We start from the raw sequence: 21998 nt of genomic DNA on the forward strand, positions 1-21998 counted from the left end.
AAAATATAGCTAACTGAACGAAAAGCCGGAAAAAACATAAAACCATTTCTTAAACAAATGCTTATTAACACTATTCAAATTCGAAATATTGGAATCGCCATTGGGATCTTATTTTTTGGAAACAGCTATGCACAGCAGAAAATTGAGGTTCTAAATTTTGGGACATTTCACATGAGCTATACGCCTGATGCACATAAAGTAGAATTTGACGAAAAAGATCAAAAAAACAGAAAAGAAACATATCAAGTAGCCAAACTGTTGGCAGACTTTAAACCAACTATCATCTGCGTGGAAATCATTCCTGAAAAAAACGAAGAATTGAACGGCGACTACAGCTCTTTTATTAAAGATAAAGGACATAAAGCTAAGTTCGGTGGTGAAATAGCCATAATTGCATATGAAGTTGGCAAACTTGCAGGGGTAAAAAAAATTTATGGAATTGATGAACAGCAAACTGCTGCTTATAATTACAACATTGCAAATGAGTTGGAGAATCAGGTAGACAGTATAACCTATAAAAGCTACATGGGAAAAATTATGCAGGAATTCGCCCATATTGATAAACTCTCCATTTTAGAAAAATTAAAGGTATTTAATCAAAAAGAGACCTTGCAAAAGTTTATCAATGTAAACGCTGATATCTTAACCTACAGCAGTACAAAAGGTAATTTTGAAGGAGCAGACGAAGCCAGTAAATTCTACCGAAGAAATCTACGGATATTCTCCAATTTAAATCAGATCCCGGTCACTGGGCAGGATCGAATTTTGCTAATCACGGGCGCGACTCACGCAGCTTTCCTTGGTGAACTTTTGCAACGGAGCCCCAAATACAAACTCGTAGAAGTTGCCGAATACCTTCAATAAAACCATCGGTAAGAAAAGACTCTTTTGGTCGACTTTCGAATGAAACAGATTAACAAACCTTAATTACTTAAATAAACACTTCAAAATGATAACTTGTAAAAACTGTGGCACAGGCATTACGTCAAAATTCTGTCCCGATTGTGGCCAACCTGCAATGCTAAAAAGAATAGACGCTCATTATATCACCCACGAAATACAACATGTGCTTCACTTTGAACGCGGCATCCTCTATACCATTCGAGAATTGGTGACAGCTCCGGGGAAGAATGTGCAAAACTACATTTCTGAAAATCGCAGCCGGCTGGTCAAACCTATTATTTTCGTTATTGTCACATCTTTAGTGTATTCTATTATTGCCCACTTTTTCCATACTGAAGAGCGCTATATGCAATCAATCGACAGCCATGGTATTGAAAGTAAACTCGTCATCACAAGCAACATCTTTCGATGGCTACGAGATCATTATGGTTATGCTAACATTATTATGGGGTTCTTTATCGCCCTTTGGACTAAATTATTCTTTAAAAAATACGGTTATAATCTTTTTGAAATCATCATCTTATTATGTTTTATTATGGGGATGACAATGTTAATTTATGCACTTTTTGCAATAATTGACGGTATCACGCACCAAAGTTTAATCCTATATGCAACTTTAGTAACTTTTATATATTACTCCTGGGCCATGGCACAGTTTTTTGATAAAGCTAAAAAGATCAACTATTTCAAAGCATTTGCCGCTTCAATAATAGGCTTTTTCTCCTATTTGGTCGTCATACTTTTCATTGGTATTACATTGGATATACTTATAAAATAGCAATTTTGTGACTGATGCAGACATGTATCTAAGAAGCCACCATCATCAATTGATGCGATAAATGGGATAAAGAAGATGTGACTCTTCATAATAAGGTGAATGTTTGTATATCCAATCCAGCTGCGCGCTACTACTTGCGGCTAGTTTAGGGTTGTTCATCTTTTCGCGTTCAAAGGCAGATCTTAAATCTTTATTCTCCTTTAGAAGCTTGGCTGCTGTATCTTCAAAAACATAAGCTGAATAGTATTCTTTTTGTCCTAAGATCGCATCAAAGAAATTCCAATTAAAATAAGAGTCTATTGCTTCAGGTTCCAAGGTTTCCAGCAGAAACTTCACACCGTCCTGGTTCAAAGGGACCAAAAAATCACCGGCATTGAAGTTTACCTTGTTGGACTCCCGAAGGAGACTGGTGTCAAAATGTAAATAATGCCCCTCATATGGACTTGAAGTTGTCTTGAAATCCTTAATCCTATACTGTTCCACCGCAATAACAGAATCTTGTTTAAGCGGAATCATCTTGATTTGATTGAGTGTCAACAATTCAATAACTTTCCATTCAGACTGCGGAATGACATAATACGATGGAATCGTCACTTCTTTTGTCGGAACATATGTATTATATAACTTAACTTGTTTTGAAAACTTAGCGTTTCTATCATACCACAACCTATCTTTCGAAGAAACGTCACTTGGTTTATATTTTGCCTCGAAGCCCTTAAATTCCAGCGATTCATATTTTGATGAATCAAGCTTCCATGCTATGGCATATTTATTCCCTATTTGATATTGCTTTAGGTTTTCAGCTCTTTTTTGTTTAATCACCTTATAATTCTGTTCGATAAAATCCAGGTTACAACGCATATAGTCATAAGTCGCTTTGACACGTTCTTGATAAGGTTTCAACATATGTGTTTCCACAACAGTTCCGATTACATTAAATAGACTCGTGTAGCCTGTTGCGTATCTTGGCGAATCCATAAAGGTTGGAAAACCACCATCGGGCACATCGTTGTGGATGTTAACATAGGGAACAGACATAAATCCTTTCTTTTGGAGATCCTTGAGTAAGTTTTTTTGCATGTGGCTGTTAAAATAATTTCCCAAAAGGTTTCCAAGACGTTCTTTGTTTGTTGAGATATAGGAGAAGGTGTACTGATAATCGGCCCCATTGCTGACATGATTATCTATAAAAACATCTGGTTTGACCCATTGGAAAATCCGCTGAAAACTCCGCGAGTTTTTAGTATCTGTCTTGATAAAATCCCTATTTAAGTCATAGTGTCTTGCATTTCCACGAAAGCCATACTCTTCAGGACCATTTTGATTAGCTCTGGAAAAGCTCCCACGATTTAACATCCCACTCACATTGTAACTCGCCAGCGCAACAACAATAACATTTTGAGGTGCCTTTATCTTTCCTGTCGCCAAATCGCGCATGAGCATCATAGTCGCATCAATACCGTCTGGCTCTCCAGGATGAATACCATTGTTGACCAATAAAACGCACCTCTCTTCCCTAGCCACTTCCAGAGTCTTTCCAAACGGATTAAATACAACAACATCTATTGGTTTATTGTTATCGTCTTCTCCCCGTGTTTCATAGTGAATTGTTGTATATTTCTGTGCCAATTCCTGATAATATGCCCGCATTTCTTCAAAAGTTGCCGATTGATTGCCATTACCCCGTTCATAAGGTGTAAGTATTTGGGCATAACTTCTACCAAAAAGCATGAAAGAAAATAATATCAGGAACTGTTTCATAAGATCAATTTAGGCTCCAATTTACGATAAACTTGTTAAAATACGTAAGCAATCTCGCCCTTCTATTAAGAACGGCTTCCCGATAAAAACAAAATCCCTAAGAAATGTAGGGGATTTTGTTTTTACTCTTTATCGCGATCTTATTTGCTGACCTCGTTTAATAATTCAATATCTTCCGTATCTAATTTAAGAGCCGGCGCCGCACATAACGTATCCAATTGACGCTCACTTGTAGCACTCACAATGGGAGCGGTAATTAGCGGTTTAGCCAACAACCATGCTAATGCTACAGTAGCCTGTTTTGTTCCATGTTTCTCGGAGATAACATCGAGCGCTTCCAGGACAGCTTTACCTTTAGCATCAAAATATTTTTTGATCCCACCGCCCCTAGCCGTTTTATCAAAGTCAGCTTCAGTACGGTATTTACCGGTCAAGAAACCTGCAGCAAGTGACCAATATGGAAATACACTCAAGCCGTACTTCTCGACCAATCCCGCATAATCTGTTTCAAAACCTGTACGCTCTACCAAATTATAATGCGGTTGCAAAGCAACATATTTAGGAAAACCATTTTTCTCCGCAACATCAAAGCTTTCCGTTAACCGCGCCGGCGATAGATTAGAAGCGGCAATATAACGTACCTTGCCCGCTTCTATTAAGTCAGCATAAGCCGACAATGTCTCCTCCACAGGTGTTACGTTATCGTCGAAGTGAGTATAGTATAAATCAATATGATCTACTCCCAATCGTCGCAATGATTCATCAGCAGATTTCAAAATATGTTTCCTTGAGATATCATATCCATGCTCCTTAGTCTCGGATCCAACTTTTGTTGCGATTACTATATTTTGACGGTTACCACGGCTTTTTAACCATTTCCCAATAATTTCTTCGGACTGCCCGCCGGTTCCATTCACCCACCACGAATAGGTATCTGCCGTATCGATAAAATTAAATCCTGCTCCTACAAATTTATCTAGCATTTCAAACGATTTTTGCTCATCTAATGTCCAGCCAAAAACATTCCCGCCAAAATTAATTGGAGCTATCTGCAAATCTGTGTGTTGTATTTCTACCTTTTTCATTGAAATTATCTGTTTATTGTTCCTTTAAATAAAAAATCGCTATGCAAGTACAGCTATAAAGCTAAAGTTACGGTATTCATCTTGAGCCACGCCAGCATTCTTCACATCTAATTGTCAAAAAGAGTAAAGTACTTTACTGCAATTTAGTACGCAGTTACTATTTATTATACTAAATTGCAACAGGCTTTCGGCCGGATGATTGTGCTCATAGCCTAAAATGTCATCTTAGTGCTCATGGCCGACATCAATATGACGGGTCCTGAACATGTCCGATAAAGCCTTCAATAGATTGAACAGATTAAATTGACAAAACCCAATCTTCCATGATCCCAATAGTATATAGACCAGCAATGGAAAGTGATTTGACTTTTCTTTTAGATCTAAGAGCAAAAACCATGACCCCACATTTAATAGCCGCCGCTTTACCCACTGCTATGGATTTACATCTACAAAGAATTAAATACAAATTCGAACATGCTGCTATCATTGAATATGACCATATCCCTATCGGGCTTTTGAAAATCGAGAAAGGACGGGATCATATCGAGTTGATTCAAATACAGATCGCCCCCCGATATCAAGGGAAAGGGCTGGGAAAAAAGATATTAAAAGATCTTATAAATGAGGCAATTTACGAGAGGAAGTCGATTTCATTACATGTGTTAAAAACCAATAAAGCGCAAAAGCTCTACTTCAGTCTGGGTTTCGAAATTATCGGAGAAGACGAGCATTCATATCATATGAAGTACTCAGACAAGGATAAGATTTAAAAAAACAGGCCGGCTCTTTAACCGACCTGTTTTTTTCATTACTTTTCAATAGACGACATATCGATTACAAAACGATATTTCACATCACTATCCAATACTCTTTGATACGCCTCATTTACATAGTCGATATCAATCATTTCTGTTTCGGGTAGAATATTATGTTCAGCACAAAAATCAAGCATATCCTGAGTTTCCTGTATTCCCCCGATGCTGGAAGCCGTTAGGATCTTATTTCCCCCCATGATTGAGCGTCCATTAATTTCCATGGGTGCAGCTGGAATCCCCACGCAAATATAAACTCCTTTTGTTTTCAATAATGCAAGATAGAGGTTATAGTCATGTGGTGCCGATACGGTATCAATAATAAAATCAAAATACGAGGAGAATTCCTTTATTTCATCGGCCTCATGGGTATTTAAGAATTTGTGTGCTCCAAGTAGAGCGGCATCGTCCTTTTTGCGTGGTGAATGGCTTATCATTGTGACTTCTGCCCCCATTGCCACTGCAATTTTAACAGCCATATGTCCCAATCCGCCTAAGCCCAACACACCAACTTTATGCCCCTTGCTAATATTCCATCTTTTTAATGGCGAATAGGTGGTGATTCCAGCACAGAGTAGCGGTGCCACCTTTTTAATGTCCAAAGATTCCGGCACATGCAGCACAAAATCTGCATCCGCAACAATATTATTGCTATAACCACCAAAAGTAAAGCTGTGATCATGCATCACATCTTTGCTGTTGTACGTCCAGACGGTCTTTTTTTCTGAACAGAACTGTTGTTGGTCTGACTTACAGTTATCGCATTCGCCACAGGAAGCAACCATACAACCGACACCTGCCAGGTCACCTTTTTTGAACTTAGTCACTCCAGGACCAACTGCACTTATCCGACCAACAATTTCGTGCCCGGGAACAATTGGGTATTGTGTTCCACCCCACTCATCATGTACTTGATGAATATCGGAGTGACAGATCCCGCTGTACAAGATATCTATTAAAACATCGTTTGCACCAAGCTCCCTCCTTTCAAACTCCCAATATTCAAGTGGAGAACTACTGTCTTTCGCCGCATAACCTTTCGACTTAATCATATTATCTTTTTTTATAGACCACAATTTGGATACGAAGATATCTTCGATCCCCTATTTACGTTGTACTAAGTTAGCGGGTATCGATGACGAATAAAGAAAGGCAAGCACAATCTTGACACTGCGCAAACAAAAAAACAAGTTTAAACATAGAAGTATCCGCACAAGACCATGTATATTTGAGTTCATATAAATCACTTCAATGAAAAGAACCAGTCTAACGCTAGCAATTATTTGCTTAACATCAATGGCCTTCGCCCAAAAGATAAGCTACAAAGTGAACACGCAAAATTCGACGATCAAATGGAATGCGAAAAAAGTTGTCGGGGGACATGTGGGAACAATCAATATACAAGAAGGCACGGTACAGACAGAAAAAGGAAAAATTACCGGCGGAGGTTTTACCATAGATATGAATTCCATGGCTTGTACTGACGCATCTAAATTGACCGGGCACCTAAAAAATGAAGATTTCTTCAATGTGCCTACCTACCCTAGCAGCAAATTTGTCATCAGTAAAGTTGATAATAGCAAAGGCACTCCAATCATAACCGGTAATCTGACGATTAAGAATAAAACAAAATCGATCTCCTTTCCAGCAAAAGTCACCACAACTGCAGATGGACTTTCTGCTGAAGCTATAGGAGTTAAGGTAAATCGGCTGGACTTTGATATACAGTATCGTTCAGCAAGCTTTTTCTCCGACCTAGGCAATCGCGCCATCGATGATGAATTCACCTTAGATATCGTGCTTAAGGCTGTAAAGTAAAAACTTCGTAGGAGCCTCTGTTAATACAGGCGGCTCTTCCTTCATTGAATAATCGCACCGAGAATCGACATAATTTACTCGAGCTGCTTTTACACACAGACTACTTAAGGCTGTGATGTCACCTCATACCGGCATGGAAAATCCAACAGTGCGGCACTTATTCTTCCTCAGAAATAGCGCATTAGCGCTGTACTACAACATTAAACAAAGACTCTGTTAAATTAGATTTGATTCAAATTGCACTTAGCAAGCGATAAGATTGATAAAAGTAAAGTTTTAAAATTATCTTTAAACTCGCTAAAGTAAGGGTAGACAAATTATATATGGAGAAAATAAAAACTTTTCAACAGCACGAGCTTAATAGAATTAGAAAAAATTGGAGTGAAAGTGACCTCGCATTTGAAAAGTTGGGAAGATCTTCTAATATATCCGATTATTCGGATCGGGAGATCAATGAAATGCTGCTCGGTGTATATAAAGACAGTAAACACCTTATGGTCGATGAAGGCTACTTTATTGATCTCGCGAAAGCGCATAAAGCCAGTTGTATTTTGGTTGATGTATCCTATTCAAGACGTATCAAACCTGCTCCAAACAGCATACTTAATCTTCAGGATATCCGTAATTTTTACATTGAAGATTATTTTATAGAGACGAAAGAAGCATTCTCCAACAAAAATAAACATAAGATAACGGGTTATCTCAAAAAGATCGGCGGTATCAGTTTGGGTAAAGGGCAATACAATTATCTGTATTCTATTCCGAACGATTTCAAAACGTTTTTCGGTGATACACCGGCCGATCTGTTCTATCCTATACAACGTTATATCAACGGGTTATTTTTTGACGACGATTATCGAATTTCAGATTTTGAAGTCATCAGTAAGATTGTTATCAGTAAGACATAATTCCGATTGCCGGAGCAACCGCTCTTGGTTTCTTAATTGATAATCTCGCCATCATTCTGATCTAGTTTATCACGAAATTTTTCAAGTTCCTGAACACCTGGTTTTGCCCATTCAGCAACCTCACCTATAATTTTTAATGGAAATTCAGATCTATAGGAACGTGTCGGATTTCCGGGAAACTTCTGGTCCGTCAGATTAGGGTCATGCTCATAATCACCGGTAGGTTCAACAATAAATACCCGCTCGCTGCGCTCACCTTTTGCCAGGGCCGCTGCAAGTCCGGCCCCATTCATCATACTTGTAAAATAAATATGATTCATTTTGAAGTCGGCTTGATAGTTAGAATTGAAGCCTGGAACCAATAAGTCGCCGATTTGTGCATCTGCTTTTGTACCGTGATAAAAAGGTCCCTTATCAAAGGGAATGTTCTTATAAGAAGAGGCCAATCTAGCATATTCACTTGCCATTGCTTCTTCTCCTAAACTTGTGTAACAGGCACAAATCTTCAAATACATTCCGGGCAACGCACTGGTAGCTCGATCATCACCGATTACCAATGCGTGATCTAAGGCTATGTGCAGCCATTTCAAACGATCCGACACCGTTTTCTGCTGCCGGGATACAAAATAGGCTGCAATAAACTTCTCATGGTCATCGCTTGCCTCCCGATAACCCTCTGCAAAAAAGAACAGCGCTTCATCGTGTCTACCGTTTTCTTCCAATTGTATGCCTTTTAGGCAAAGTTTGACAACCCCGTTAAATGGTGAAAATTCCATCGTATAAATTATTATCTATTCAACCGAATATTATCCTCGCTGTAGTTATAAGTGAACACCCTTAGTAACATCAGGACTTAAGCAAGGCTCTGTATGTAAAAAGCCAGTTATTAAGAATAACCGGCTCTTCAACAAAATTGTTCTCTTATTTTCAATATTTCTCGCTGGAATCCTGAGAACAGTTGACCTCCAGAGAGCAGCTAAATTATCCAATAGTCGATCTCTTTAGAATGCAATATTGCCTTTGTGTATCAAGGAAGTCACCGGTGAAATACGAGAAACTGCTTCAGCGGAACAACTTGCATCAACAAAAACCATACTTGCTTCATCACCCACTTTCGGCCATTGTTGATTTCCAGTATTGTCCAAAGGCAATTTGTAACGTGTCGCGAAAGCGAGTGTTCTAGATAAGCCGAATTCTGTTCCATAACCATAAAGTTCAGCAATAAGATTCGCTTTCTGCAGCATGTTTCCCGAGCCAAACGTATTCCAGTGATCCTGAATATTGTCATTTCCAATCAAAACCTCCACCCCATATTTCCGAAGTGTCGGAATAGGCATAATCATATTGCCAAAGGGCACAGAGGACACAATTCCTACACCCGCCTCTGCGAGACGTGCCGCAATTTTTTCAGCTTCTACATTTGTGAGACGACTAAGTGCAAAAGCATGGCTAACAAAAGCTTTCCCTTTTAATTGGGGGTTTTCCAATGTACGCTCGATCAAAAACTCGATTGTCTTCATACCACTTTCTCCCATTTCATGGAGGTGTATGTCAATTCCCTTATTGTTATCAAGCGCCAACTGTGTAATCTGCTCCATACTTTTTTCGATACTTCCGTCCAAAGAGTACGGATCTACTCCACCTATGAAACTAACAGCATCCAGTTTTGCAACATCCTTCAAAATGGGTAAAGTATCCGTATAATAGAGGCCATGCTGTGGAAAAGCAACCAGCTCCGCTTCTACCGTGTCTTTTTTCGATGCAAGTGCCTTTTCCAAATTTGTTAACGATTTTAGTCCAGATGTTGGATCAACATTGAAATGTGAACGAATAAAATCAGTTCCGTATGCCTGCAGAAAATTCAGCATTTTGCCCGTTCTTTCGACTGAGGTGCTTAACCATTCTGGGATCATCTTCTGCTCATACGCGATCATATCTTTTACGGTATGCCGTGTTGGCGATACAGCTTCCCATGGCAGACCAAACAACATTTTATCCAAATGGGCATGCATATCCTTAAAAGCCGGCAACATCAAATGTCCTTTTGCATCGATCGCATTAGCATTTGCGGTATTTGGTTTGATTCCTTTGATCTTACCCTCTTCAACTTCTACACAGAATAAAGCCGTATTTGTGCTTATAACTTCCTTTCCATCAAACTCGAATCCTGTCTCAAGCCGTACGTTTTTTAAAATATATGTTTTAGCTTTCATATTTATTTTGATAATATTCTTTTTCTTTTTCTCTAAAAATTACCGGACAATAGAAACGGTATTATTTTTCCACTTTTATTATTCAGTATCACCAAAACAAAGGTCGCAATGATTCTCCCAGATCTTTTGCAGAATACATCTCGATACTTGAACAATTTATCACAGCGCCGACTTTTGCTCAACAGTATGCATAAGGTGAAACTACAACGAATGTGCTTTCAGCCAGCATGAGACCAATGAGAACGACACTTAAAATACACTGTAGTAATAAATTGTCCAACAGATGGAATGAAAACCACATTGTAAAAACAGCCTTAGCTACTATTTTTGTATTAAACAGCGAAGCTTCTTCGGCTTTATCGAAAAAATTACAGCACAATAAAATGATGAAAACAACTTTAATACTCCTGATAATGATGAGCATAACAAATTCGTGCCGATCGGCATTAACCGAAAACTCATATACTGAAAATCCGTCCAAGGAAGAGATTATTAAATTGGTCACCAAAAATGACTTACAGGGAGTGAAAAAAGCGCTAGAAAATAATGCCAACGTGAATAGTGAAGATACGAATAAACGTTCTATTCTACTTATCGCGACAAACAACGGAAATATTGAAATGGCTAAGTTATTGGTAGAATATGGTGCCGATGTCAACCTTCAGGCCGACAATATGGATAGCCCATTTTTATACGCAGGAGCAAGTGGGCAAATTGAACTCGTCAAACTTTTCTTAGATCACGGCGCTCGCTTTGATTTATTTAATCGATATAATGGCACAGCTTTAATCCCGGCTTGTGAACGTGGATATGTAGAAACGGTAAGATTATTGGCCAATACCAAAAATTTCCCTTTGGACCATGTCAATCGTTTAGGATGGACTGCTTTGATGGAAGCAGTTGTACTCGGTGACGGAAGTAAAAAATATCAGGAAATTATTCAGATTCTAAAAGATGCTGGGGCAAAATTGGATATTCCTGACTTCAATGGCACAAGCCCTTTGCAACACGCAAAACAAAGAGGCTTCAAAGAAATTGTTAAGATACTAACATCAGAAATATAAAGGTTCATCTTCCTTTAAATAACTTAAATTTGAATAAAATTTCAAGCAGTATCTCACTATGCTATCTGATTTTTCATTCTCAATGGCTAGTTTTGCAATATGCAGCATAAAATAATAGACAAAGTTGCTTTAATTAGCATTAAAGATAGGAAAATCCTGAGCACACGTTCCAAGACTAAAACAAAATTTTACTTTCCTGGTGGTAAACGAGAGAATAATGAATCCGATATTACCTGTTTAAAAAGAGAAATACTGGAGGAGCTTTCTGTGCACATCGTCGAAGAATCAATGCGCCTTTTGGGCACCTTTGAAGCAATCGCCGATGGACGAAATCAAGATACGCTCGTAAGAATGATCTGCTACTTTTCTGATTTCGAAGGAGTATTGCATCCAGCGAATGAAATCGAGACATTTGAATGGTTAACCTATAAGGACAAACATAGGACTTCTGCCGTAGATCAGATTATCTTTCACCGATTAAAGGAAATGAACCTTATCGATTGATAGAACAGATGAGCGTTGTTTCTCATACCAAAATATCAGACAACGCTTTTCCGTAATGTAATAACCGTAATTTCAGGCCAAACACCTATCCGACCTTTTAGGCCGTGAAAACCAAAACCACGGTTGACATAAAGATATTTTCCTTGTTTTTGATAGAGTCCAGCCCACTGTTTATAAAAATATTGAATTGGACTCCATTTTAACCCAAATAATTCTATCCCAAACTGCATACCATGCGTATGTCCCGCCAGCGTCAGATGGACATGTTGGTTATAGTCCAAAGTAACATGATCCCAATGTGAAGGATCATGAGACATCAAAATTTTGAAGGTATCCCCGTCCAATCCAAGGGTTGCTTTAGCGAGATCACCATATTGATGGAACCCTCCTTTTCCCCAATTTTCAACACCAATTAACGAAATATGCTCACCTTGCTTTTCTATCGCTATCGATTCATTTAGCAACAATTTAAATCCCATTTCATGATGAATTTCCTTGAGCCTATTCAAATTTAAGGCTTTTGATTCAACACTTTCCCATTGCACATAATCTCCATAATCGTGATTTCCAAGGACTGAAAACTTGCCCGAAGGAGCTTCTAATCGATTGAAGTCCGAAACCCAGGGTTCCATTTCGGAAGCCTTATTATTGACTAGATCACCCGTAAACAATACCAGATCACTGTTTTGTGCATTGGCTAATTCGATACCTTTACGTACCCTTTTGATATCAGATAAACTACCAGAGTGAATATCCGACAGCTGCGTAATTTTAAAACCGTCAAACGCCATAGGTAGATCAGGAAAACTCAATACTTCCTCCCGCACTTTATAGAAATAACGACCTTTCGTTAAACCGAAAAAAATAACCAATAACATGGCCCCCGCCAAAAACAATACAACCTCACTCAAAAATATACTACGTGGAGGGAAGGAACGAAAAATACGCATCAGATCTTCAACAAATAAAAAGGGAACAGCAAGCAATTTCGGTATGAAAACAATTAAAAATGCCGTGATCAAACTTGTCGCTGTCTCCTGGACATCATAACCCGCTCTCCGTAAAAAAATTAAACTAAAAACACCAAAAAACAACAGGATATCAATGCCCCAATACATGTTGTGCCAAATTGAACCATGAATAACCGTACTGAACGCCTGAAAAAAATAGATATCCCCCAAAACAAATAGGAATAATATCAGTAAAAGTCTCTTTGCCATATTAACTAAAATATTGATTTTAAATTGCTAATGATATGCCAAAAGAGATTTTTCGACTGTTAAAGCCCCTATCATCGTAAATAGTGATGTCTATATGACAATTGAAACTTTTTGCACTCCAATCAATCAGAAAACCTCGCATAGTTTCCTCCAAAACATGTCAAGATGTCTGATTATCCCATAAATGATCCAACCGAAATGCTGCTCATTACTCCAAAATTCCAGTCTTTTGCATGCATGCTCTCATTTTTTGATAAGTACGCTCAATATCTTGATCTAGGCCAATGGAAAACCTGATCAATCCATCTGAAATGCCCATCTTTAAACGATCTTCTTCAGGAATTTCTGACGACGTAGAACTACCTGAACAGGAGAATAGCGTCTTATAGAATCCTAGGCTGACGGCTAAATACCCTAAATTTTCAGCCTGCATCAGTTCCATTAATTCATTGGCTTTTTCGGTTGTTTCCACATCAACTGTCATTAAGCCCCCAAAACCATAGGTCTCATGCATCATGTTTTTCATTAATTCATGACCTCGATGCGACTGCAAGCCCGGATAAGATACCTTTAGTCCATCTTTCTCAAACCGTTCGGCAAGATACATCGCATTATAGCTGTGCTGTTTCATCCGTATATGAAGTGTTCTTAAATTTTTCAATATACTCGCCGAACGTAAACTGTCCATCGTTGGCCCCAATAACATACAGGCCCCTGTGTTCACATTTTTTGTTTCATTAATAAACTCCTGACTTCCACAATAAACCCCACCGACAGTGTCACTGCTGCCATTGATAAATTTCGTTAAACTATGAATGACAATGTCTGCTCCCAAAAGTGTTGGCGAGATGGACAATGGAGAAAACGTATTGTCGACAATCAGTTTTAGCTTGTATTTTTTACAGATGGCCGAAAGTTTTCTTAAATCTGCCACATGCAATAAAGGGTTGCTCACACTTTCACAATACAGCACTTTTGTATTAGGTCTTATCGATCTTTCGAGTTCTTCGGCATCATTAATATCCAAAAATGTCGTCTCAATCTGGAAAGGCGGGAGAAAATTCTTAAGAAAGGCATAAGTTCCACCGTAGATTGTCCTACTGGAAATGATATGGTCACCACTTTTACATAGTTGTAAAAGAACTGTTGTAATCGCTCCCATCCCAGAAGATGTTACATTGGCCGCAGCGGTATCCTCCATTTTAGCTAAGGCTTGTGCCAAATACAAATTCATCGGCGACGAATGCCTTGAATAGAGATAACAGCCTTCCGCATTCCCTTCAAATGTGTCGAACATCTTTTTAGCGGAAAGAAAAGTATAGGTGGAGCTATCTGAAATTGACGGGTTCACTCCTCCAAACTCACCAAAGTATTGCAAATCTTGAATTTCATTTGCTGCATTAAAATTTTCCATGTTTTTATCTTTAAAATTGAGATATTTCAAATTATATTACAAGTAATTTTACTTATCTTAGAATATAAATCTATTATACAAACAATAATTAGTTAAAACATCTAGCTGATTTAAAACGAGCTAGTAAAAACCAAAAAAAAATCTATGCACTTCGACGAGATTGACCGTAAGCTATTGCGTTTTCTACAGGAAGATGCCAAACAAACGACCAAAGAACTCTCCTACAAACTGAGCTTGTCCGTAACTGCGGTCTATGAAAGAGTCCGTAAACTCGAAAATACTGGAATTATCGCAGGCTATGTCGCCATACTTGATAAAAAGAAAATAGCAAAAGATTTCCTCGTATTATGCCACGTAAAATTAACACAGCACAAAAAGGAGTATATCTTACAATTTGAAAAAGAGGTCATGAACCTTCAGGAGGTAACCGAGTGTTTCCACGTGAGTGGCGACTACGACTATATCCTAAAGATTTGTGTCCAGGATATGGCAGACTATCGCAGTTTTATGTTAACGAAGTTAACGAGCCTACAGCATATCGCAAGCACCCATAGCTCATTTATGATCGCTGAGGTGAAAAATACAATAGCAATAGATCTGTAAGAAAATTTAAACCAAAACACCATTTTTCGATGCAATTGCCTCCGGAAGATCCTCATCTCCCACCATTTGCAACACATCAATTTCTATGGTTCGACAAATCGAAAGCATAGGCACATCAAACATGAGTCCTCCAAAAGGATTTTCGGTATAATCGCCGACCAATTCCATCACAATATAAATCCATCCAATTACCACACAAAAAGGAATACTCGTCCATATCCCCCAGTCGCCCAATTTCGCAAATTCATTTACTAGGCCCAATGGGAGCAGAATGATGAGAATGACATTAAAGACAAATGCTGTACTGGCAAACTGTCTCGGTGAAGGAAATTTTTTGATTCTTTCTGCCTGACCTTGATAGTCGTAAAATTGATTCAGGCAATTCTGCAGTTGCGTTTGGTTAAAATCCGAAATGATTTGATCATTTTTCAATGCATTAACTTCCTTTGCTTGTTTAGAAATCAAATAAGTTGCAAAATTTTTATATGTGCTCTGCAGCTTAAACTCATCTGTAGAAAGGTATTTGCGTAAAAAAATCGATGTTCTACTGTAATCAGGAAAGCCAGCCTTTATCAGCCTGTTCCGTTTAACATTCATTGAACCAAAGTGTTTTTTCAAACTGATGTGCTCCCATTCTGTCGGGATCAACAACTGCTCACGAAAAGTGTATAGCCAAGCGATATGGCGATAGGCAATCCTTTTCCTCCGCTCCTCCAAATCGGTATGATCACCATCCTGGGTATCAAAGGCATATAACATTGCCGTGAAAGAACGACTTGAATTGACAATCCCACCCCAGATTTTCCGGGCTTCCCAAAGTCTATCATAGGCCTGATTATTCTTAAACCCGACATAAAAAGCCTCAGCGGTTCCGATCAAAGCCAATGGTACCCAGGGAATTATCATCCACTGCCAATTAAAAAAATAATAGATGACCGCCACCAGAGAGCACCAAAGCGTCAGCCATATTAAATGTGCACCCGCTAAATTAAATATTTGTCGATGATTAAAATACTTGGTTGTGATCATAAAAATTAAATATCTTCCTTTATTAAAAACGTTATGAAAGTACAATTTAAATTGTAACTGTCCAATACGCTAAATTGTTTTCGGCACGATGATATTTTATCCCGCTCATTTTTATAACAATAAACCTCGTCGCTTTATATGGCTTATCCCTAAATTTACTGGTTCCATCCCTAAAAGGTTCCCTTATATCCAAAAAAATTGAAATAAGCCACCAGCGAAACTAGTTTTGAATAATTATTCAAAATTTATGATCAAATTAATTACTTTCAGTCTTATCACCTTTCTCCTTAACAACTTCCTGTTCGCCCAAACCGCCATTGTTGGTAAAGTCTCGGATCAATATGGCGCGTCGATCCCCTATGCTTCATTATCCTTTCGCGCCTTACATGTAAAGAAAGATTCTCTCATTGAAAAAATAACAGATGAACATGGAAATTTTCAGTTAACGCTTACCGAAAAAGAGACTTACCTCGTTTCAATTCGTGTGGAAAATGTACTCAGAACGCAGCAAAAAATTGAAATTAACGACCTTAAAATCCCGCTAACATTCATTATCCCAAAATCACTACTATCCAACCTCAAATTAGATGAAGTAACAGTAAATAAGCGCAAACCAACAATACAGCGAAAAATTGACCGCCTCATTATGAATGTAGCACAAACCGCCAATGCTTCTGGAAAATCGGCTTTGGAATTATTTAAAATGGCTCCCGGCGTATTCGTTAACAATGGTCAAATCTCCATTAATGGGGTTGTAGGAACACGTATTCTTGTCGATGGCAAAAGTATTAACCTCGCGGGAAATGATCTCAGGAACTACCTTCAAACCTTGCGTTCCAACGATATCCAATCCATTGAAATTATCGCACATCCCTCTGCAGAGTTCGACGCAGAAGGCAGTGGTGGTATCATCAATATAGTGCTAAAAAAGCAAGATAAACAGGGCCTCAATGGTTATATTGGCAATGACTATGCAATTGGGCTTGGAAAATATGTAACGTACACTCCTTATGCAGGTTTGAATTATCGAATGGGTAAAGTTGGTTTAATGGCAAGTTATTCCCATAGCCGTGCAAAGTCATACGAGGAACTAAAACAACGACGAGATTTTCCAAATCAGGGATTATATCAGCAAGAAACGGAAAATACTCAGACCAACAAAAACGACCGTATACGGCTTGGTGCGACATATGATTTCACTGGAAAACAATTTCTCGGACTATCCTACACCGGTCAATACAGCAGTTTCCTTGGACCATCCACGGCTCATTCGACAATTTTCTACCCCGATGCGGCAAAAAACATCCACTCGCAAGGTAGCTTTCCGTCCGAATCAAAATCCAACTACCAGAATCTGGGTTTAAATTATGTCGTGGAAACAGACAGTTTACATTCGAAATTCAGCGTTGTTATCGATTACACACACAATCAACGAAACGGAAATAGTATCAGCAATAGTGCCGATTTCGATGCTAATGGTAACATACGCAGTGATACTTTGTTCAGATTGGATTATCCCAGCGAAGCAAAAATTTTTACTGGCGATGCAAAGTATAATTGGATAACTAAATCTGGAAACAATTTATCAATTGGTGTAAAAGCGACCGCAACGGATATCATGAATACCAATCAATACCAGGTCTTTCATCAGGCCTGGATGCCAATGCCTGCCCTTGATTTCCAGTTCGATTATGAAGAACGAATTTATGCTACCTATGCAAATTATACGGGAAAATGGGCCCAAATAGATTATCAATTGGGATTAAGAGGCGAGAAATCCAATATTCAAGGACAACTTTTAAGCGAGCAAAGGGACAAACTCGCACAGGACTATTTCAATTTGTTCCCAAGTATTTTTTTAAAGAAGAATTTAAACTCGCAGGGAAGCAATTATGTATCACTTACCTACAATAGAAGAATTAAACGGCCCTCATATTTTGATTTAAATCCTTATAAATATTATATAGATAATTATTCCGTACAGACGGGAAATCCCTTTCTGAAGCCGCAGTTTACAAATTCGCTCGAAATTAGTGGATTGTGGAAGGAAAAATATTATACTGCTTTGAACTATTCCCATACCAGAAATGCGATCTCACAAATTATACGCAATCAGGCAGAAGAAGAACTATTAACAGTTATTAAAGACAACGTTGGAACTCTAGGAGTATGGACAGCCACCTTGAGCGCTCCCGTTTCGTTACTACCCTGCTGGTCAAGTACGAACACGATTTTATTCACTCATACACGTTCAACTTCCCCCTATTTTGATTTAAAGAAAGCTTCTTTTTTATTACAGACAGAACAAGAAATTTCCTTTGGCAAAGGATATAGTATAAATCTGAATGCTTTTTACACCCCCCAAATGTTACTTGGAAATATTGTAACTAAAGCCATCGGCTCCGTTGATCTAGGGATCCAGAAAAAACTAATCAAAGATCAATTGGTTGCCAAGGCAAATATTAGCGACATCTTTTTTACCAATAATTATCGCGCGACAAGTTATTTTAACAATACTAAAATCTGGATAATGCACAGGGAGCAATCGCGTGTATGCTCCATTTCTTTACTATATAACTTCAGAACCGGCACTACCTTTAAAGCAAAACGAATGGAATCAAGCAGTGTGGAGGAGAAAGGAAGGTTATAAATGTACCACTATTTTTTATCTTTGCGGCTCAATGAGCCGCAAAACTGAACTATCTAAGGATTTATGAAACAATATCGACTTAATCAATACATCACTAAAGCAGATACATTTTTCAGGAAGCAGGATTTCGATACTTTTTATACAACGAATGTACGTATCCTACTTCATTTTGGAATGTGGTTTACATTTACCCTGCTCCTGTTCAGCAACTACTATTATGTAACTGGAATATCCTCAAACCAGTCACTATTTTTGTCAACGCGTGTTTTATTGTCTTCTCTTGTTGTCTTTTATCTATTTTTCTACTTGGTTATCCCTTACGCGAGGAACTTAAATTTATGGATATTACCTCTCTTAACTGCGCCAGTATGTATTTTTATTTGGTTATTTATCAATAATTTGTTTTATGTGCTAGCTTACAAATATGGTTTTGATATTTCCAATTTGTATCCATTAATGGGCAAGGAAAAGGACTTCATTCCCAACCTGTGGTCCGTATTCAGCTTTAAAGCAGTGCTATTAAATGCATTGTCGGTTATCTATTCATTGTCACCTTTTTTCTTTACCAAAATATTAATCGACATCAGAAGAATAAATAAAGACCGAATGCGAATCCTAGAGCAGAAGTCAAAATTATTATTGGAAAATATTAGCGTAGAGAAGGCATTTTTAAAAGCACAGCTCAATCCACATTTTTTATTCAACACGCTTAACAACCTCTATCGTTTGACGCTAAAAAAAGACGACACAGCGCCTGAGGTCGTATTAAATTTATCCGAAATTATGGGGTATACACTATACGATTCGGATGCAGAATACGTCTCCTTAGCTAAAGAGCTGGATTTTATAGAGAATTACTTTTCATTGGAAAAAATGCGTTACCCAAAATCATATCAGATTGAACTAAATATAGAGGGGCGAGCGCATGCTCACGCTTTAACGATTGCTCCGTTATTGACCTTCACCCTTATCGAAAATGCATTTAAATATGGGCTGAAAAACGAGGAAGCATCCTATGTCATACTTACTATTCACATCAGCAAAGATCAGGTCACCTTTAAAATAAAAAATGACAAAGATGTATTCAATACCGTGAAAACGCCTAGCTTTACGGGTATCGGTATTAAAAATTTACAAAAGCGTTTACAATTAATTTACCCAAACCAAAGCGACCTTCACATCATAGATAGCTCCAATGAATTTAGCGTTGCATTGAATATCGCATTACAACATGATTGAAAAATATAGTTGCATCATCATCGATGATGAACCTTTAGGCATTGAACTTATTACGGATTTCGTCGAACAAGTACCTTTTTTGGAATTAAAAAAGACCTTCAGTAAGCCACTGGAGGCAATGGCTTTTCTGCAGGAAAATCCGATCGATATTGTATTTAGCGATATTGAGATGCCCCGCTTAACTGGTTTAGATCTGTTGGAAACGCTGGCCCAAAAACCTTACTTTATTTTTATAACTGCCCATCGACATTTCGCCATTGACGGATTTGAAAAAGGTGCCGTAGATTACCTCATTAAACCCATTCGATTTGAACGTTTTTTGAAAGCTGCAAATAGAGTAAAAGAACAAATATCCCCCCTTAACAAGCTAAATACCAAACCAATAAAAACAGAACGAATTTTTATAAAAAGTGAAAATAAATTTATAAAGATTATGCTTAGTGATATTCTATATATTGAAGCTCAGGGAAACTATTTGAATATTGTCACGCATACCAGTGCACATCAAACCCTATCTACCCTTAAGGCGATGGAAGAAATTTTACATAACACCAGTTTCTTTCGAATTCATAGAGCATTCATTGTCAATACAGATAGCATACAATCGCTAAATGGAAATATAGTCCAGCTTTCAAATGGAAAAACTATCCCCATTGCGAGCAATAAAAAAGATCTCTTATATGCGCTTTTAGGATTAAACTAGATCGATTATAGACGATACGCATGCTGAAAACTTCGGTTGATCCCGCTATCAAAACAAGTATAAAGCACTATTGTATATTTTTACTCGTTTGATTAATTTTGATGTAACGGACATAAACAACTGCCAAACATAGAACGAGGATATGATGAAGATAAAAGCATTTACATTAAATATAGGTCTTTTCCTTTTTGCTGCAACGACTTTCGCGCAGAACAAAGCGGAGTTAAAATCACTGTTAAATAAAAACAGTGAATTTGTATTTCCGCAGACAATAGATAAAATATCGGCTACATTAAACGTAAAAACAGTCTTCTATGAAGATGCCAACGAAGAAAAGTATGCAAAATGGATCACAAAATCCGGCTTGGAACTCTATAGCAATTATGGGGCTGATAAATCCGTCAATGAACTATTTTTTGATATCCCTGATGACAAGTTTCTGGTTGTCGAAGGGTTGCCTTTTGATCTAGCGATCAATAGAACAACAGTCAAGGAGGCGCTCTCAAAATTCAGCCGACACAATGTCAAAGAAGAAAAACTTGATGCGGGAAGCTCTTTTCCGGGCGGTACCAGACTGACGATGAAAACAGGAACACATTTTACCACTTTACTTTTCGATAGCAAAAATCTTTTAAAGTTCATAGGCTTGACAACCTCTTTAATTGACCCCGCTGCCAATTAAAGACAAGGGGTCAATATAAAATTTATTAGCTAGGTTGCCCAAGCATGATCACCCTTTTGATAAGGGAAATCGCCGTTATATTTCCCTGGGATTTTCACATAACGGAACACTTCCGTGGCGCCTAATTTTGAGCTAAAGAATGTAAGGAGTGTAAGCTGTTTAAAGAGTGTGAAAAAATGGGGCAGTTCATTAGCTGCTTTCTTTTCATCGTAATCTTGTGCTTCCTTGTCCAAAATATCAACAAAAGCAGTTTGGTCTTTTTTGTCGAGTTGCTGAAAATTACGCCCGAATTCTTTCTTGGTACGTTCGTCAATTCCGGCTGTTCCAGTCAGAAAAACCTGCTGTTCTTCAAGTTTATAGCAGTCTCGCACTATAACGGGAATTTCAGAACCTACACCAGCCTCTTTCGCCCCTGGGGTAGTAGTTTTAGGAAGAATCGCCTCCGCGAGATCTCCCAAAAAATCGATTGATTTTGGATCAAAGAGCATTTTTATATTTTTCGAAGCAGACCTTTGGCATCCTTCCAAAAATAACGAAGCACCAATAACTGTTCCTCCCATGAGTATGGCTACACGTTGTATTGCTTCTCGTCTATTCATAACTATTGCATCA

The 21998-nt window shown here is 38.1% G+C and carries 21 protein-coding genes; 12 read left to right on the top strand and 9 right to left on the bottom strand.

Features of this window, described 5'->3' with window-relative positions:
• The first annotated feature begins 57 nt into the window (after positions 1–57).
• Both A9970_RS06725 and A9970_RS06730 read left to right on the top strand, forming a co-directional pair.
• The gene (locus A9970_RS06725) at positions 58–864 is read left to right on the top strand and encodes a DUF5694 domain-containing protein (protein ID WP_220801529.1); all 807 of its coding nucleotides are present in this window, start codon (positions 58–60) and stop codon (positions 862–864) included.
• Between the two features lie 85 nt (positions 865–949).
• On the top strand, positions 950–1681 hold the full coding sequence (locus tag A9970_RS06730; RefSeq protein ID WP_220801530.1) for a DUF3667 domain-containing protein: 732 nt from the start codon (positions 950–952) through the stop codon (positions 1679–1681).
• A 45-nt stretch (positions 1682–1726) separates the two neighbouring features.
• On the opposite strand, the gene A9970_RS06735 is transcribed toward A9970_RS06730, so the two are convergent.
• On the bottom strand, positions 1727–3442 hold the full coding sequence (locus A9970_RS06735; protein WP_182981737.1) for a hypothetical protein: 1716 nt from the start codon (positions 3440–3442) through the stop codon (positions 1727–1729).
• Between the two features lie 140 nt (positions 3443–3582).
• Positions 3583–4527 carry an aldo/keto reductase gene (locus tag A9970_RS06740; RefSeq protein ID WP_182981738.1) on the bottom strand — a complete coding sequence of 315 codons (945 nt, stop codon included), beginning with the start codon at positions 4525–4527 and terminating at the stop codon, positions 3583–3585.
• A 323-nt stretch (positions 4528–4850) separates the two neighbouring features.
• Between A9970_RS06740 and A9970_RS06745 the strand changes: the two genes are divergently transcribed.
• Positions 4851–5297, top strand: a complete 447-nt coding sequence (locus A9970_RS06745; RefSeq protein WP_220801531.1) for an N-acetyltransferase — start codon at positions 4851–4853, stop codon at positions 5295–5297.
• Between the two features lie 38 nt (positions 5298–5335).
• On the opposite strand, the gene A9970_RS06750 is transcribed toward A9970_RS06745, so the two are convergent.
• Complete coding sequence (locus A9970_RS06750; RefSeq protein WP_075992814.1) at positions 5336–6391, bottom strand: NAD(P)-dependent alcohol dehydrogenase; 1056 nt, start codon at positions 6389–6391, stop codon at positions 5336–5338.
• A gap of 199 nt (positions 6392–6590) precedes the next feature.
• Here A9970_RS06750 and A9970_RS06755 point away from each other — a divergent pair, with 199 nt between their 5' ends.
• Both A9970_RS06755 and A9970_RS06760 read left to right on the top strand, forming a co-directional pair.
• Positions 6591–7157, top strand: a complete 567-nt coding sequence (locus A9970_RS06755) for a YceI family protein (RefSeq protein ID WP_182981739.1) — start codon at positions 6591–6593, stop codon at positions 7155–7157.
• Between the two features lie 323 nt (positions 7158–7480).
• The gene (locus A9970_RS06760; protein WP_182331914.1) at positions 7481–8065 is read left to right on the top strand and encodes a hypothetical protein; all 585 of its coding nucleotides are present in this window, start codon (positions 7481–7483) and stop codon (positions 8063–8065) included.
• A 32-nt stretch (positions 8066–8097) separates the two neighbouring features.
• On the opposite strand, the gene arr is transcribed toward A9970_RS06760, so the two are convergent.
• The gene (gene arr, locus A9970_RS06765) at positions 8098–8841 is read right to left on the bottom strand and encodes an NAD(+)--rifampin ADP-ribosyltransferase (RefSeq protein ID WP_182981740.1); all 744 of its coding nucleotides are present in this window, start codon (positions 8839–8841) and stop codon (positions 8098–8100) included.
• 225 nt (positions 8842–9066) lie between these two features.
• The gene (locus A9970_RS06770; protein WP_182981741.1) at positions 9067–10278 is read right to left on the bottom strand and encodes an amidohydrolase; all 1212 of its coding nucleotides are present in this window, start codon (positions 10276–10278) and stop codon (positions 9067–9069) included.
• A gap of 236 nt (positions 10279–10514) precedes the next feature.
• Between A9970_RS06770 and A9970_RS06775 the strand changes: the two genes are divergently transcribed.
• Entirely contained in the window at positions 10515–11342 is an 828-nt protein-coding gene (locus tag A9970_RS06775) for an ankyrin repeat domain-containing protein (RefSeq protein ID WP_259655338.1), read from the top strand.
• Positions 11343–11441: 99 nt separating this feature from the next.
• Positions 11442–11846: an NUDIX domain-containing protein gene (locus tag A9970_RS06780; RefSeq protein WP_182981742.1), complete on the top strand. Its 405-nt coding sequence runs from the start codon at positions 11442–11444 to the stop codon at positions 11844–11846.
• A 35-nt stretch (positions 11847–11881) separates the two neighbouring features.
• Here A9970_RS06780 and A9970_RS06785 read toward each other — a convergent pair whose 3' ends face one another.
• Complete coding sequence (locus A9970_RS06785; RefSeq protein ID WP_182981743.1) at positions 11882–13066, bottom strand: metallophosphoesterase; 1185 nt, start codon at positions 13064–13066, stop codon at positions 11882–11884.
• Positions 13067–13274: 208 nt separating this feature from the next.
• The gene (locus A9970_RS06790) at positions 13275–14480 is read right to left on the bottom strand and encodes an aminotransferase class I/II-fold pyridoxal phosphate-dependent enzyme (RefSeq protein ID WP_182981744.1); all 1206 of its coding nucleotides are present in this window, start codon (positions 14478–14480) and stop codon (positions 13275–13277) included.
• 144 nt (positions 14481–14624) lie between these two features.
• Between A9970_RS06790 and A9970_RS06795 the strand changes: the two genes are divergently transcribed.
• The gene (locus tag A9970_RS06795) at positions 14625–15083 is read left to right on the top strand and encodes an Lrp/AsnC family transcriptional regulator (RefSeq protein WP_153844647.1); all 459 of its coding nucleotides are present in this window, start codon (positions 14625–14627) and stop codon (positions 15081–15083) included.
• Positions 15084–15089: 6 nt separating this feature from the next.
• Here the strand turns inward: A9970_RS06795 and A9970_RS06800 are convergent, their stop codons facing one another.
• A complete protein-coding gene (locus A9970_RS06800) occupies positions 15090–16112 on the bottom strand; it encodes a bestrophin family protein (protein ID WP_153844648.1) in 1023 nt (340 codons plus the stop codon).
• 247 nt (positions 16113–16359) lie between these two features.
• Here A9970_RS06800 and A9970_RS06805 point away from each other — a divergent pair, with 247 nt between their 5' ends.
• The 4 genes from A9970_RS06805 (at position 16360) to A9970_RS06820 (ending at position 21386) form a co-directional block, all read left to right on the top strand.
• The gene (locus A9970_RS06805) at positions 16360–18762 is read left to right on the top strand and encodes an outer membrane beta-barrel protein (protein ID WP_182981745.1); all 2403 of its coding nucleotides are present in this window, start codon (positions 16360–16362) and stop codon (positions 18760–18762) included.
• 63 nt (positions 18763–18825) lie between these two features.
• A complete protein-coding gene (locus A9970_RS06810) occupies positions 18826–20001 on the top strand; it encodes a sensor histidine kinase (protein WP_182981746.1) in 1176 nt (391 codons plus the stop codon).
• Entirely contained in the window at positions 19994–20704 is a 711-nt protein-coding gene (locus A9970_RS06815; protein ID WP_220801532.1) for a LytTR family DNA-binding domain-containing protein, read from the top strand. The genes A9970_RS06810 and A9970_RS06815 overlap by 8 nt, the downstream gene beginning before the upstream one ends.
• 142 nt (positions 20705–20846) lie before the next feature.
• A complete protein-coding gene (locus A9970_RS06820) occupies positions 20847–21386 on the top strand; it encodes a hypothetical protein (RefSeq protein WP_182981747.1) in 540 nt (179 codons plus the stop codon).
• A gap of 29 nt (positions 21387–21415) precedes the next feature.
• On the opposite strand, the gene A9970_RS06825 is transcribed toward A9970_RS06820, so the two are convergent.
• Positions 21416–21985 carry a gluconate 2-dehydrogenase subunit 3 family protein gene (locus A9970_RS06825; protein WP_182981748.1) on the bottom strand — a complete coding sequence of 190 codons (570 nt, stop codon included), beginning with the start codon at positions 21983–21985 and terminating at the stop codon, positions 21416–21418.
• Positions 21986–21998: the final 13 nt, after the last annotated feature.

The sequence above is a fragment of the Sphingobacterium sp. UME9 genome, from assembly GCF_014170215.1.
Lineage (GTDB): Bacteria > Bacteroidota > Bacteroidia > Sphingobacteriales > Sphingobacteriaceae > Sphingobacterium > Sphingobacterium paramultivorum.

What these genes read in the sequence shown, in the direction of transcription:
- A9970_RS06725 (WP_220801529.1), top strand. Translation starts at nt 58, where the DNA reads ATGCTTATTAACACTATTCAAATTCGAAATATTGGAATCGCCATTGGG.
- A9970_RS06730 (WP_220801530.1), top strand. Translation starts at nt 950, where the DNA reads ATGATAACTTGTAAAAACTGTGGCACAGGCATTACGTCAAAATTCTGT.
- A9970_RS06735 (WP_182981737.1), bottom strand. Translation starts at nt 3,442, where the DNA reads ATGAAACAGTTCCTGATATTATTTTCTTTCATGCTTTTTGGTAGAAGT.
- A9970_RS06740 (WP_182981738.1), bottom strand. Translation starts at nt 4,527, where the DNA reads ATGAAAAAGGTAGAAATACAACACACAGATTTGCAGATAGCTCCAATT.
- A9970_RS06745 (WP_220801531.1), top strand. Translation starts at nt 4,851, where the DNA reads ATGATCCCAATAGTATATAGACCAGCAATGGAAAGTGATTTGACTTTT.
- A9970_RS06750 (WP_075992814.1), bottom strand. Translation starts at nt 6,391, where the DNA reads ATGATTAAGTCGAAAGGTTATGCGGCGAAAGACAGTAGTTCTCCACTT.
- A9970_RS06755 (WP_182981739.1), top strand. Translation starts at nt 6,591, where the DNA reads ATGAAAAGAACCAGTCTAACGCTAGCAATTATTTGCTTAACATCAATG.
- A9970_RS06760 (WP_182331914.1), top strand. Translation starts at nt 7,481, where the DNA reads ATGGAGAAAATAAAAACTTTTCAACAGCACGAGCTTAATAGAATTAGA.
- arr (WP_182981740.1), bottom strand. Translation starts at nt 8,841, where the DNA reads ATGGAATTTTCACCATTTAACGGGGTTGTCAAACTTTGCCTAAAAGGC.
- A9970_RS06770 (WP_182981741.1), bottom strand. Translation starts at nt 10,278, where the DNA reads ATGAAAGCTAAAACATATATTTTAAAAAACGTACGGCTTGAGACAGGA.
- A9970_RS06775 (WP_259655338.1), top strand. Translation starts at nt 10,515, where the DNA reads ATGAGAACGACACTTAAAATACACTGTAGTAATAAATTGTCCAACAGA.
- A9970_RS06780 (WP_182981742.1), top strand. Translation starts at nt 11,442, where the DNA reads ATGCAGCATAAAATAATAGACAAAGTTGCTTTAATTAGCATTAAAGAT.
- A9970_RS06785 (WP_182981743.1), bottom strand. Translation starts at nt 13,066, where the DNA reads ATGGCAAAGAGACTTTTACTGATATTATTCCTATTTGTTTTGGGGGAT.
- A9970_RS06790 (WP_182981744.1), bottom strand. Translation starts at nt 14,480, where the DNA reads ATGGAAAATTTTAATGCAGCAAATGAAATTCAAGATTTGCAATACTTT.
- A9970_RS06795 (WP_153844647.1), top strand. Translation starts at nt 14,625, where the DNA reads ATGCACTTCGACGAGATTGACCGTAAGCTATTGCGTTTTCTACAGGAA.
- A9970_RS06800 (WP_153844648.1), bottom strand. Translation starts at nt 16,112, where the DNA reads ATGATCACAACCAAGTATTTTAATCATCGACAAATATTTAATTTAGCG.
- A9970_RS06805 (WP_182981745.1), top strand. Translation starts at nt 16,360, where the DNA reads ATGATCAAATTAATTACTTTCAGTCTTATCACCTTTCTCCTTAACAAC.
- A9970_RS06810 (WP_182981746.1), top strand. Translation starts at nt 18,826, where the DNA reads ATGAAACAATATCGACTTAATCAATACATCACTAAAGCAGATACATTT.
- A9970_RS06815 (WP_220801532.1), top strand. Translation starts at nt 19,994, where the DNA reads ATGATTGAAAAATATAGTTGCATCATCATCGATGATGAACCTTTAGGC.
- A9970_RS06820 (WP_182981747.1), top strand. Translation starts at nt 20,847, where the DNA reads ATGATGAAGATAAAAGCATTTACATTAAATATAGGTCTTTTCCTTTTT.
- A9970_RS06825 (WP_182981748.1), bottom strand. Translation starts at nt 21,985, where the DNA reads ATGAATAGACGAGAAGCAATACAACGTGTAGCCATACTCATGGGAGGA.